Annotated in this window: 11 protein-coding genes and 1 pseudogene; 8 read left to right on the top strand and 4 right to left on the bottom strand. The window is 60.4% G+C overall.

Annotation, left to right across the window (positions count from 1 at the left end; all coding sequences use genetic code 11):
* Window positions 1-44: 44 nt before the first annotated feature.
* Window positions 45-608, bottom strand: a complete 564-nt coding sequence (locus APH44_RS21450; RefSeq protein WP_054894427.1) for a phosphonoacetaldehyde phosphohydrolase-related protein — start codon at window positions 606-608, stop codon at window positions 45-47.
* Window positions 609-808: 200 nt separating this feature from the next.
* Between APH44_RS21450 and APH44_RS21445 the strand changes: the two genes are divergently transcribed.
* From APH44_RS21445 to rssC, 5 genes are all read left to right on the top strand, one after another.
* Window positions 809-1,516, top strand: a complete 708-nt coding sequence (locus APH44_RS21445; RefSeq protein WP_054894426.1) for a VacJ family lipoprotein — start codon at window positions 809-811, stop codon at window positions 1,514-1,516.
* A 142-nt stretch (window positions 1,517-1,658) separates the two neighbouring features.
* A complete protein-coding gene (locus tag APH44_RS21440) occupies window positions 1,659-2,567 on the top strand; it encodes a LysR family transcriptional regulator (RefSeq protein WP_054894425.1) in 909 nt (302 codons plus the stop codon).
* Between the two features lie 154 nt (window positions 2,568-2,721).
* The gene (mgrA, locus tag APH44_RS21435) at window positions 2,722-3,762 is read left to right on the top strand and encodes an L-glyceraldehyde 3-phosphate reductase (RefSeq protein ID WP_054894424.1); all 1,041 of its coding nucleotides are present in this window, start codon (window positions 2,722-2,724) and stop codon (window positions 3,760-3,762) included.
* A 332-nt stretch (window positions 3,763-4,094) separates the two neighbouring features.
* The gene (gene rssB, locus APH44_RS21430) at window positions 4,095-5,279 is read left to right on the top strand and encodes a two-component system response regulator RssB (RefSeq protein ID WP_054894423.1); all 1,185 of its coding nucleotides are present in this window, start codon (window positions 4,095-4,097) and stop codon (window positions 5,277-5,279) included.
* Window positions 5,276-5,758, top strand: a complete 483-nt coding sequence (gene rssC, locus APH44_RS21425) for an anti-sigma factor antagonist RssC (protein ID WP_054894422.1) — start codon at window positions 5,276-5,278, stop codon at window positions 5,756-5,758. The genes rssB and rssC overlap by 4 nt, the downstream gene beginning before the upstream one ends.
* A gap of 28 nt (window positions 5,759-5,786) precedes the next feature.
* Here the strand turns inward: rssC and APH44_RS21420 are convergent, their stop codons facing one another.
* The 3 genes from APH44_RS21420 to dusA all read right to left on the bottom strand — a co-directional run bounded on the left by APH44_RS21420 (window position 5,787) and on the right by dusA (window position 10,024).
* Window positions 5,787-7,679, bottom strand: a complete 1,893-nt coding sequence (locus APH44_RS21420; protein WP_054894421.1) for an alkaline phosphatase D family protein — start codon at window positions 7,677-7,679, stop codon at window positions 5,787-5,789.
* Window positions 7,680-7,881: 202 nt separating this feature from the next.
* Entirely contained in the window at window positions 7,882-8,808 is a 927-nt protein-coding gene (tal, locus tag APH44_RS21415) for a transaldolase (protein WP_054894420.1), read from the bottom strand.
* Between the two features lie 196 nt (window positions 8,809-9,004).
* Window positions 9,005-10,024 carry a tRNA dihydrouridine(20/20a) synthase DusA gene (dusA, locus tag APH44_RS21410; RefSeq protein WP_054894419.1) on the bottom strand — a complete coding sequence of 340 codons (1,020 nt, stop codon included), beginning with the start codon at window positions 10,022-10,024 and terminating at the stop codon, window positions 9,005-9,007.
* Between the two features lie 91 nt (window positions 10,025-10,115).
* On the opposite strand from dusA, the pseudogene APH44_RS21405 reads away from it, so the two are divergent.
* The 3 genes and pseudogenes from APH44_RS21405 to APH44_RS29830 form a co-directional block, all read left to right on the top strand.
* A pseudogene (locus APH44_RS21405) lies at window positions 10,116-11,238 on the top strand (tyrosine-type recombinase/integrase).
* 138 nt (window positions 11,239-11,376) lie between these two features.
* Complete coding sequence (locus tag APH44_RS29835) at window positions 11,377-12,072, top strand: hypothetical protein (RefSeq protein WP_156343778.1); 696 nt, start codon at window positions 11,377-11,379, stop codon at window positions 12,070-12,072.
* A 103-nt stretch (window positions 12,073-12,175) separates the two neighbouring features.
* On the top strand, window positions 12,176-12,898 hold a 723-nt coding region (locus APH44_RS29830; protein ID WP_156343777.1), incomplete at its 3' end, for a hypothetical protein.

Raw genomic sequence — 12,898 nt, 5'->3', positions numbered from 1 at the left:
TCCACTTGCTGACGCTTTGCATGACCGGCATCAACGACGCTGTGTCAGGGTTTTTCACCCTTGCGTCGGCGCTGGGCGATGTCCGCGAGGCAGGTTTCCAGTGATTCCAGGTGGTCGATCACCGAGTGCACGCCCAGGCCGAACAGCTCGAGGGTAGCCTTGCCGCGGGCCAACTCCTGCTCCTGCGTGCTCATGGCTTGCCACAGACTCGATGTCAGGTCGCACGATGGGCTGCAGGCGGCGAGGCCGACCGTCCACAATCCGGCATTAAGGCCCGACTGCAACAGGCGCGGCTCGCCACTGACCAGCACGCAGCCGTCGAGGCGATCGCTGTTCAATGACATCAAGGCATGCCAGCAAGCGTTCGGTGAAGGCCAGGGCGAACCGTTGGCGACCTGGCCGGGTAGCCAGTCGGGGAGCACGCTGGCCAGGCGCTCGCCCTGATGGTTGCTCAGGTCGTCCAGCCAGATGCAGGGTACTTGCTGGCGCCGCAGCTGTTCGAGGGTGTCCAGGGCGCCTGGGGCGGGCAGGGGGCTGCCGTTCGCGGCCTGGACCAGGCAGCCGCGCAGACCGAACAGCACAGCAGTGGGGGCGGGCGCTTCGTGCATGGCAACATCCCTGAAATACACCGCAGGCTAAACGCCCTTCATGACGGTCGGATGACAGTTGGAAGATGAAAATCTTTGTTCACAAAATGTTGAACAAAGGTGTGTAATGCTGGCTGCCTGCCAGATTGCCTTTATACTGGCGCACTATCCAGCAGCGCCTTCAGGCGGCTGCCACCGTGAAATCCGATGGAGAAACATCTATGCAGAGGATCGGTGCCGGTGTGATCGAGCGAATCACCCAGGCCTGTGTCTGTGCCAGTCTGTTGCTGGCGCCTGTGGCCGCCACCCAGGCGGCGACCGAGGAAGATCCCTGGGAAGTGGTCAATCGACCGATCTTCAGGTTCAACGACACCATTGATACCTACGCCCTAAAGCCGTTGGCCCAGGGCTATCAGGCGATCACCCCGCAGTTCCTCGAGGACGGCATTCACAATGTCTTCCGGAATCTGGGCGACGTCGGCAACCTGGCCAACAATGTCCTGCAGCTCAAGCCTCGCGCCGCAGGCATCGACACGGCGCGGCTGATCGTCAACACCACGTTCGGTCTGGGTGGCTTCATCGACGTCGGCACTCGCATGGGGCTGCAGCGCAACGACGAAGATTTCGGCCAGACCCTCGGCTACTGGGGCGTGCCCAGCGGGCCATACGTGGTCATTCCGCTGCTGGGGCCGAGCACTGTGCGTGACGGCCTGTCCAAGTACCCGGACTCCTTCACCGAACCCTACCGCTATATCGATCATGTACCGACCCGCAACTCGATCTTCGCCCTGGACGTGATCGACACCCGCGCCAGCCTGCTGTCGGCAGAGAAGCTGATGCAGGGCGACAAGTACATCTTCATCCGCAACGCCTACCTGCAGAACCGCGAGTTCAAGGTCAAGGACGGGGAAGTCGAAGACGATTTCTGAGTCAGGCAAGCAGAAGAAGGCGACCGCAAGGGTCGCCTTCTTCGTTTTGGCGCAGTGTGAAAGTGATGCACCTGTGCGTTCAGCTTCTTCCTGATTGACGGCACAATGGCCGTCGTTCTCATTCTCAAGGGTGGCTGGCCCCATGGCGGCATTCAAGCGCTCCGATCTGGCGGACCTGAACGTATTTTTCACCATTGCACGTCGCGGCAGTTTCGTCGATGCCGCCAACGAGCTCGGGCTGACCGCCTCGGCGTTGAGTCATACGATGAAGAAGCTCGAAGATCGCCTCGAAGTCCGCCTGCTCAATCGCACCAACCGCTCGGTCGCGCTGACGGCCGCCGGCAGCGACCTCATGCAGTCCCTGGCCCAGGGCTTCGAAGCCATCGGCCACGGCCTCAATGCCCTCGAAGACCACCGCAAGGCGCCCGTCGGTCGTCTGCGCCTGAACATTCCCCATGACGCGGGGCGCCTGCTGATCCTGCCGGTGCTTGATCGGTTCCTGTCGCGCTTTCCCCAGGTACACCTCGACCTGGTGATGGACGACCGCATGCTCGACATCGTTGCCGAAGGCTTCGACGCCGGCATCCGCTTCGGTGCAACCGTGCCCCAGGACATGATCGCCATCCCGCTGACCGGCGTGTTGCGCTGGGTTGTGGTTGGCGCGCCGGCATACCTGGACAAGCACGGCCGACCCACATCGCCCGCCGAGCTCATGCAGCATCGCTGCATCCAGATGCGTATCGGCGACGATTCGGTCTACCCCTGGGAGCTGGGTGACGGAGAACGGCAGGTGCGCATCGAAGGGCCAGGGCCGCTGCGCTTGAACGCCAGCGACATGGCCATTGGCACCGCAGTTGCGGGTTTGGGCCTGGCGTACTGCCTGGAAATGCGCGTACGCGAAGAGCTGCGCAGCGGTGCGCTGGAAGTGGTGATGCCGCAATGGGCCTCCAGCGACGAGCCGCTGGTGATGTACTACCCCAGCCGCCGCCAGACGCCACCCGCCCTGCGTCAGCTGATCGAGTTGATTCGAGCCGATCAGGGCCTTTCATGAGCCAGGTCAGGCCCACTGATGAAAATGGTTCAGCATGGCGCTGAGTTCTTTTCTGTCTGAAATTCGCACGTTTGCTGGTTGAATGGATTCAGCGGTGGTCGCGCCGACAGGCTGCGTACTGCCTCGCATGTAACCAGACCAAGAGGTGGACTTGATGACTTACTTTGCCGATCCCGGTCGCTATGAGGGCGCCATGCCCTATCGTCGTGTTGGGCGCAGCGGCCTGGTACTGCCGGCCATTTCCCTGGGCCTGTGGCAGAACTTCGGCGGCGTGGATCAGTTCGAGACCGGCCGTAGCCTGCTGCGCCGTGCCTTCGACCGTGGTGTCACGCACTTCGACCTGGCCAACAACTACGGCCCGCCTGCCGGCTCCGCCGAAGAACACTTCGGGCGCTGGATGGCCCAGGATTTTGCCGCTTACCGCGATGAGCTGGTGATCTCCACCAAGGCCGGCTGGCACATGTGGCCGGGCCCTTACGGCGGCCCGACCGGCTCGCGCAAGCACCTGATCGCCAGTTGCGAGCAGAGCCTGCGACGCATGGGCCTGGATTATGTCGACATTTTCTATTCGCACCGGGTCGATGCCGACACACCGCTGGAAGAGACCATGGGCGCCCTGGCGCAGTTGCACCGCCAGGGCAAGGCCCTGTACGTGGGCATCTCCTCCTATTCGCCGGAGTTGACCCGCGAAGCTTCAGCAATCCTGGCTTCTGAAGGCGTGCCGCTGCTGATCCACCAGCCCAACTACTCGATGCTCAACCGCGATATCGAGCAGGGCTTGCTCGGCACGCTCGACGATCTGGGAGTCGGCTGCATTGCCTTCTCGCCGTTGGCCCAGGGCATGCTCACCGACAAGTATCTGCAGGGCGTGCCAAGCGAATCGCGCGCCACCCGGGGTGGTTCGCTGCCGTCGCGCATGCTCGGCGATGACAACCTGGCGCGAATCCGCGGCCTCAACGACATCGCCCAGGCCCGCGGCCAGACCCTGGCGCAGATGGCGATCGCCTGGGTGCTGCGTGATTCGCGGGTGTCCTCGACGCTGATCGGCGCACGTACGCTGGCGCAGCTCGACGACTCCCTCGATGCGGTGGGCAATCTGCAGTTCACCCCTGACGAGCTGGCCGCCATCGACCGTCATGCCACAGACGGTGGCGTCGACCTGTGGAGTGTGTCGTCGCACATCGGTCGTCGCTGAAACCTGATCTTTTCCAGACCTGCCCGCGAGTAGCCTCAGGCATTTACATCCTGTAATTGTCTGGCCGCTCAAGGGCTTTTCTATACCCAACCGTATGCCAAACGGCCCTGTCAAATAACCGCTGGTGATTAGCACAGCGAACTCGACCCTCGTATGCTTGAAACGCCCCGCGGATGGGAGTACCGTCTGCGCCTTACAGGGCACCACTGCGATTTGCCGGACAGGTTTTCTTGTCCTACACCTCAAAGAGAAGTGGTCACAGAGTATTCCAGTAGCCGTCCGTCGCCCTTGCCGATGTCCGCTACGCCAACCAATCGGCGCCGTTCGCCCACATGCAGAAAACCAGTGCAACGCTGCTGATCATCGATGACGACGACGTGGTCCGTGCAAGCCTCGCCGCCTATCTGGAAGACAGTGGCTTCAGCGTCCTCCAGGCCGGTAATGGCCAGCAGGGGCTCCAGGTCTTCGAAGAACACCAGCCCGACCTCGTGATCTGCGATCTGCGCATGCCGCAGATGGGCGGCCTCGAATTGATCCGCCGGATCACCGAGCACGCTCCGCAGTTGCCCGTGATCGTGGTATCCGGTGCCGGCGTCATGAGCGATGCGGTCGAGGCCCTGCGCCTGGGCGCGGCCGACTACCTGATCAAGCCGTTGGAAGACCTTGCCGTGCTCGAGCACTCGGTGCGCCGTGCGCTCGACCGTTCGCGCCTGGTGCTCGAGAACCAGCGCTACCGCGACAAGCTCGAAGCTGCCAACCGGGAGCTGGAAGCCAGTCTGCACCTGCTGCAGGAAGACCAGACCGCCGGTCGCCAGGTGCAGATGAACATGCTGCCGGAAAAGCCGTGGACTGCGGGCGATCTGTCGTTCGACCACCAGATCATTCCCTCGCTCTACCTCTCCGGCGATTTCACCGATTATTTCCGCGTCGACGAGCGCCGCATCGCCTTCTACCTGGCCGACGTGTCCGGCCATGGCGCGTCTTCGGCCTTCGTCACCGTGCTGCTCAAGTTCATGACCACCCGCCTGCTGTTCGAATTCAAGCGCAACGGCAAGATGCGCGAGTTCAAGCCGTCGCAGGTGTTGGCGCACATCAACCGTGGCCTGATCAACTGCAAGCTGGGCAAGCATGTGACCATGGTCGGCGGGGTGATCGACGAAGACACCGGCCTGATGACCTACAGCGTCGGCGGCCACCTGCCGCTGCCTGTGCTCTACACCCCGGGGCAGGCCCGCTATCTGGAAGGCCGTGGCCTGCCGGTGGGGCTGTTCGATGAAGCCACCTACCAGGACCATGTGCTCGAGCTGCCGCCGCGCTTCAGTCTCACGCTCATGTCCGATGGCATCCTGGACCTTTTACCTGGGGATACACTCAAAGATAAGGAAGCGGCCTTGCCGGAAATCGTCAAGACCGCGGGGGGCAGCCTGGACGGGCTGCGCCAACGATTCGGATTGGCTACGCTTGGGGAGATGCCGGATGATATCGCCCTATTGGTGTTGAGCAGGAACCTTCAATGAGTACCGGTAGAATCCAGTTCGCCGAGCAGAGCGGTACCTTCGTGCTGAAATTCGTCGGTGAAGTGCGCCTGACCCTGTGTTCGGCGCTGGATGCGACGATCGAGAAGATCTTCACCGCACTGAATTTCTCGGCCATCGTCATCGACCTGACCGAAACCGAAAGCATCGACAGCACCACCTTGGGCCTGCTGGCCAAGCTGTCGATCCTGTCGCGGCAGAAGGTCGGCCTGCTGCCGACCGTGGTCACCACCAACCCGGACATTTCCCGGCTATTGCAGTCGATGGGATTCGACCAGGTATTCAACATCGTCGACCGTCCGCTGCCATGCCCGGATTGCCTGAGCGACTTGCCATCGCAGGATCAGAACGAAGAAGTGGTGCGCTCCAAGGTGCTGGAGGCGCACAAGATCCTCATGGGCCTGAACGACTCCAACCGCGAAGCGTTTCGTGATCTGGTGAGTGCGCTGGAGCGTTCCTGATTCGGCACCAATGGCGCCCCGGGATCCGCTAGCGGTCCCTCTCACCACACCGCACGAACTCCGTCGCTTCATCGCCCTCGGCACTCAGCTGGACAACCCGCGCCGGCCGCCCCTGCTCGTCGAAGAATACCTGCCCCAGGCCCGCACCATTCCACAGCCGCTCCCCGACCTTGCTTCGGCTTGGCACGCGCGGCACCACCTCCATCGATCGGCGCTGGGTGAACCAGTTGAGCGGCGAGCGCGGTGAGTACAGCCAGCGGTTCAGACGGTCGAGCACATCCAGCAGGCGCACTGGAAAGGTGTTCTTGATCCCGCTGCTGGTGACCTGCCACAGGTGTGGACTGCGTTGGCGGTGGCGGATCAGCACTTCGTAGACGAATGAATAATGCACGTCCCCGGACAGGATCACGTAGTGTCCCGGCGTGCGGGAATGGCGGAAGATATTCAGGATCACCTGAGCGGCGCCGCGATGGGCCATCCAGTTCTCGGCATCCACCAGCAGCGGGTAGCCCAGCGCAGTGAACACCCGCTGCACCGTCTCGATCAGCTTGACCCCGAAAATCGGCGCCGGTGACACGATGATCGCCGACGGATGATCGAGCAGGGCCTGCTGCAGTTCGCACAGCGCTTCCCAGTCAAGCAGCCCGGACGGCTTGCCCAGCTTGCTTTCGCTGCGCCAGCGTCGGGTGCGGGTGTCCAGTACGCGTAGTGGTGGGTCGCTGGGCAGGTCGTACTGCCAACCTTGGAAACGCAGCAGATCACCGATCAGTGTATCCAGGGCCTCACCGTCCAATGCGCCCTGCGCTGCATTTGCAGTCAGTGCCTGCAATCCCTCGACCAGCGTTGTGCAGCCCTTGGGGTCGTTGCCCCAGCCTTGGCACAGCAGGTAGCCGAGCAGGGCGTTGCCGATGATCCGGCGCGAGAAGGGGTGGCCATAGGCGGTCTGCTCCCATTGCGCCGACAGGTTCCAGTCATCGGTGATGTCGTGGTCGTCGAAGATCATCAGGCAGGGTAGGTGCGCCATGACGCGCGCCACTTGGCCCAGGCCGTCGCGGAACGCCTCGATCAGCGGCAGTTCGTCCTGGTAGCGCTGCTGGCGCGTGACAGAGAGCCCTTCGGGCGCCTCCAGCCCCACCAGTGTCCAGGGTGTGGGCGACCAGACCAGCAGGTACATGGCCATGACCTCGGCGAAGGTCACCAGATGATTGTCGGCATTGCTCGACGAGAAGATCGGCTTGCGCTTGCCCCGGAAGAAACGCCGGCGCAGCGGCTCATTGCCCTGCTGGGCTGGCAGCAGGTCGGCGCGATGGTAGTAGCAGGCGGGATGACGATAGAGCGCCTGGCCGCTGTCGACCAGCGCGCCGTCGAGAGGCTCGTCGAACAGCTTCAGGCGTTCGATCAAGCCGTGGATGGCCTTGAGGGTGGGGCCGGCCACATCGTCGGCATACACCTGGTCGCCGGTCATCATCAGCAGCGCCGGGCGTTGTTCAGGGGGTGGGTTGTCGAGCAGCAGGCGGTCGGCGCAGAGCAGGCCGTCGGCGGCGGGGTGATGGGGTTTGCGGCACGAGCCGTGCAGCAATGGATCGATACGCTTGCGCAACACGAAGCTCGGACGACTGGCACCTGGGTACAGCAGGTGCGGCGCCCAGTCGGCGATGCTCTGATCATTGTCCAGGTGCAGGTCGTACTCCAGCAGCACATCTTCGGGCAAGGGCTGGTCGAAGTGCAGGTTCAGCAGGTGTACATGAGCATGTTCGCCGATGGCGACGACTTGGCACTCCAGTTGGCTGCCGACGTGCGGGCAGTCCAGCACGAACTTGGGGTTCAGTGGTCGTGAAGCGACCAGCCAGATGGCCAGGCGTTGCGGTTCCAGGCGGCGCAGCACGGGGCCGGCTAGGATGAGGGGGAGGGTGGTGGTCATTGCTTCCATCTGTTGGGAGGCTGCCGGCCCCATCGCGGGACAAGCCCGCTCCTACAGCAGCACCTATTCCGTGGCAGGGCACATGCTTCTGTGGGAGCGGGCTTTTACCGCGATGGGCCGGCAGCTTCTTTTTCGAATACACAAACGCAAACGGGCGGGAAATACTCAGTACTTCCCGCCCGTTCCACAACTCGGATATGTGTCAGCCTTTGTCGGCCATCAACGCCTCGAGCTTCTCCTGGTCGCGTGCAAACTGGCGAATGCCTTCGGCCAGCTTCTCGGTGGCCATGGCATCCTCGTTCATCGCCCAGCGGAACTGGCTCTCGTTCAGCACTTGCTTGGCTTCGCCAGTATTGCCCGGCTTGAGGATGCGCGGCAGCTCGCCTTGGTCGTCGCTCAACTGTTGCAGCAGCTCCGGGCTGATGGTCAGGCGATCGCACCCGGCCAGTTGCTCGATCTGCCCGACGTTGCGGAAGCTCGCGCCCATGACCACGGTGTCGTAGCCGTTGGTCTTGTAGTAATCGTAGATGCGTGTCACCGACTGCACGCCTGGATCCTCGGCGCCGACGTACTCTTTGCCGGTGGTCTTCTTGTACCAGTCGTAGATGCGGCCCACGAACGGCGAGATCAGGAACACCCCGGCATCGGCACAGGCCTGGGCCTGGGCGAAGGAGAACAGCAGCGTGAGGTTGGTCTGGATGCCTTCCTTTTCCAGCTTCTCGGCGGCGCGGATGCCTTCCCAGGTGGAGGCCAGCTTGATCAGCACGCGATCCTTGGAAATACCGGCAGCTTCGTATAGGGCGATCAGCTGGAGTGCCTTGTTCAGCAACGCCGGCTCATCGAACGACAGGCGTGCATCCACTTCGGTGGAGATGCGCCCGGGGATGACCTTGAGAATGCCCGCGCCCACGGCCACCGCGAATTTGTCGCAGGCCAGGTCGACGTTGCCCTTGGCATCAGCCTTGACCTGTTTGAGCAGGTCGGCGTAACCCGAGATGGCCGCGGCCTTGAGCAGCAGCGACGGGTTGGTGGTGGCATCGACCGGCTTGAGGCGGGTGATGGCATCCAGGTCCCCAGTGTCGGCGACCACGGTGGTGAACTGCTTGAGTTGTTCCAGCTTTGAGGTCATGGGCGTGCTCTGTCCTGATGCTCTGTCCTGTGAGTGTCTTGACATTACCCGAGCCCTGGCGGCCACTCAAGGCCAAACACCGGCTAAGGCTATCCTGCGTCATGGGGGGCGCGGGCTGGCCCCGCGATGGCCACATGGCAGCCCCTGGATGGGGCATCGACTCCCCCTTCGAGTCCAGCCCCCGCCCAGGGTTCCCCTAGCGTCCGGCCAGCAACTCTGCCGCTTGCTCGACCACCTTCAGCGGCTCGGCCGCCTTGTGAATGTCTGCCGACAGCAACTGGCGGAACCGCCGCGCCCCCGGGAAGCCCTGGCCCAGGCCGAGGATATGCCGGGTGATGTGATGAATGGCCCCGCCACTCTCCACATGCGCCACCAGATACGGCATCAGCCGCGCCATCGCCTCGCTGCGCGTCACGACGGGCGCGTCGCTGGCGAACAGTTGTTGATCCACCTCGGCCAGCAGGTACGGATTGTGGTAGGCCTCGCGCCCCAGCATCACGCCGTCGAAGGTCTGCAGGTGCGTGCGGCATTCATCGAGGGTCTTGATCCCGCCGTTGAGCACCAGCTCAAGGTCCGGGAAGTCCTGTTTCAACTGCGCCGCCACTTCGTAGCGCAGCGGTGGCACCTCGCGGTTCTCCTTTGGCGACAGGCCCTCAAGGATCGCGATCCGTGCATGCACGGTGAAGCTGCGACAACCCGCGTCGCGCACCTGGCCGACAAAGTCGCACAGCTCGGCATAGCTGTCGCGGCCATTGATGCCGATGCGGTGCTTGACCGTCACCGGAATCTCGACCGCGTCGAGCATCGCCTTGACGCAGTCGGCCACGAGCGCCGGGTGGCCCATCAGGCAGGCGCCGATCATATTGTTCTGCACCCGGTCGCTGGGGCAGCCGACGTTGAGGTTGACCTCATCGTAGCCCGCTTCCTGCGCCAGACGCGCGCAGGCGGCGAGCTCAGCCGGATTGCTGCCGCCCAACTGCAGGGCCAGCGGGTGCTCGGACTCGTCATGGCGCAGGAAACGCGCCGCATCGCCGTGGAGCAGGGCGCCGGTGGTGACCATTTCGGTGTAGAGCAGGGCGCGTTGGGAGAGCAGGCGCAGGAAGTACCGGCAGTGGCGGTCGGTCCAGTCCATCATGGGGGCAACGCTGAACCGGCGGGAGGGTTCAGGGCGCGTGGTTTGTGGGTTGGAGCCTAGTTTTGCTGTGTTTTCTTTCAACGTGTTTCGTACCGATTTTCGGGGGGGGGAGGCGTTTTTACCGAGCGCTTGGTGCAATGTACCAAGCGAAATAGGACGTGTACCAATTCTCATGGCAACGATCAGACCCCGTAAGAAGGCCGACGGCACCATCAGCTACACAGCTCAGATCCGCATCAACCGCGACAAGGTGACAGTCTACCAAGAGAGCCAGACGTTCGCCCGCAAACAGGCGGCTGTGGCATGGGCGAAGCGACGCGAGACCGAATTGTCGGTGCCGGGCGCAATCGAGCGGGCGAACCGTGTGGGGCGTCCGATTACCGCGATGATTGACCGGTACCTGGTAGAAGCGGAGAAAGCCCGGCCGCTAGGTGTGACCAAGCGACAGACACTCAGAGCCATCCAGAAAACCTACCTCGCGGAAGTTGTCGACTCCAATATCACCCAGCAGGTGCTGGTCGACTACGCTTTGTGGCGAATGAGTCCCGAGGGTGGTGGAGTCAAACCGCAGACGGCAGGTAATGACTTGGCGCACCTTGGGTCGGTTCTGTCGCTGGCCAGGGCTGCGTGGGGTTACGAGATTGACGCGCGGGCTATGCCTGATGCTCGTCTTGTCCTCAAGCAATTCGGATATAACATGCGCAGCCGCGAGCGGGATCGACGTCCGACACTGGATGAGCTCGACAAGGTTCTTGAGCATTTCTTCGAGATGCTGAAGCGTAGGCCCACTGCTATTCATATGCCCAAGGTGATGGCGTTCGCGATCTTCTCAACACGGAGGATGGATGAAATCACCAGAATCCGCTGGGAGGATTTGGACGAACATCGGCAGGCGGTAAAGGTGCGGGATATGAAGAACCCTGGCCAAAAGATCGGCAATTGATGTCTGGTGTCATTTGCCGGATGAGGCATGGCAGATTTTGCAAAGCATGCCGCGCCAGTGTCCTGAGATTTTCCCGTTTAACACCGACTCAGTCGGCATGTCTTGGGCAAGAGCTTGTAAGGTGGTAGCGATAGGTGGGCTCCATTTTCATGACCTTCGCCATGAAGGAGTGAGCCGGTTGTTTGAAATGGATTGGGATATCCCGAGGGTGTCGAGCGTATCCGGGCATCGCGATTGGAACTCGCTACGCCGTTATACCCATTTGCGGGGGCGAGGTGATCGATATAAGGGATGGGCGTGGCTAGATAAGATCATCCAAGCGCCGGTTAAACTTGGCGTCCGGGCTGTGTAGTCGGCTGGGTAATGTAAAAACTTGGTTGCCATTTTGTATTCGCCTTGACCAGTTGTAAGCTCTCCAGTATTCGGCTAGATTGCTCCCGGCAGACGTCGAGCTAACTGCGATAATTAATAACCTGTCTGGAGTGTTGCTGTGAGTTCTGATTTCGATGAAGGCTCTTTCCCAAAAGCTCGCGGTTGGTTACTTGCTTTCTCGTCCCTGCTCATTGCTCTATGGTTTTTTGGGGCGGACCTAAAAGCCTTGTCAGTGTTAGGCACCCAAATTGAGTTCAGAAGGAATACCGAGCACATTTGGTTTGTCGCTTTTGCAATTAACGCATATTTATTGTTGAGGTTTTATCAGCAGCAGCCGGATGTGTCATATTCGGGCTTGAAAGAGTATAAGGGATATTATGTCGGTTATTTGCGCAATATTATGCTGTGGCTTAATAGGCAGTCGATTAAAAAAGAGGTGTTTGAACGTGGCAAGGGAGCTATCATTTCTGCTTTAAAGTGTGGGGTAGGCAAGTGCGTAATTGAAACCTCAGAATGCAAGCGCTTCACTGATCCATCCGAGAAGCGTAGGTACATCAGAGGTATGAAAGATGTGTTGGTAATCCATGCTTACTGTGTGGTAACAAATGAGAAGGACGGTGGAGTTGCAACCACTGGAACTTACCAGATTGATCGTGATTGTCCGTATTGGCTGATTTGTCTGTGTGTATGGCTCTCGCTCATTAAACTCTGTATCAAAACTTCGTACGCTACTGAGCATCTGTTACCCTATATCTGGAGTGGGTTTGCGGCAGTTATCTGTCTTTTGCGTTGGTCTGCTGTGATTGCCTCATGATGCGCGGAACTCTCAGATCCCAAAGCGAAGGGCTCGAAGGTGTGGCCGATTATAATATGGTTTATCTGGCTTTTTGCATATTGCATCAGAAGGGACGAAGCATATGTCTGATTTTATTCAAGAAACACCTGCTGCACTTAAGTGGGTTGAAGAGGTGGAGCAACGACACCAAGGGGGGAAGTTCGGGAAAATTGTTCGCGCAGTGATCTGGACAGATGAATGCGATATAAATGGTAAGTTGCTGGTGGACGTCGATCCAGAAAGGCTGGTTGACAAGGTGAACAGTAATCCATTTACTCTTCTTGAGAATCATGATCCCGGTCGTCCAAAAGGGCAACTACTGGAAGGCGCACTATTCGAAAATGGCAACGGCCGGAAATTTGTCGCCGCAGTAATTGGATTCTATGCTGGGGGCCAGGTTTTGAGGTTTTTTGATTTGGGTTTAGACGTTGGCATACCCGCTTCGTCCCCCCTAAAACTTCCCAACTTACCGGACGATGTGTGGATCGAGATTGCGACAGATTCAAGAAAGGTGGATGGAGGCTGGGTGGATGAGGTGACGATTGACTCACCTATTAAGGTCGATCGTGCTGAACTGTCCCTCAATGCAGCTGAATCATTACAAGAGTTGATCCGGATTGGACTGCCCTACTTACTCATTGTTTGGAACCCATTTGTGACTGCGGTTGCCTCGGAGGCGGGTAAGGCCACATATGCTGGAGTACATGCTTGGTTCCGGAAATTACTCACTCGAATGGCCGACAGGCGAAATCCTGTACTTGATTTTCATTCAAGTCATGATGATTGTCAGGTCTCGTTTCTATTC

Source organism: Pseudomonas sp. NBRC 111143 (assembly GCF_001320965.1).
GTDB lineage: Bacteria > Pseudomonadota > Gammaproteobacteria > Pseudomonadales > Pseudomonadaceae > Aquipseudomonas > Aquipseudomonas machongensis.
Note: the sequence above shows the minus strand (reverse complement) of the source record. Positions and strands in the feature narration are given on the sequence as shown.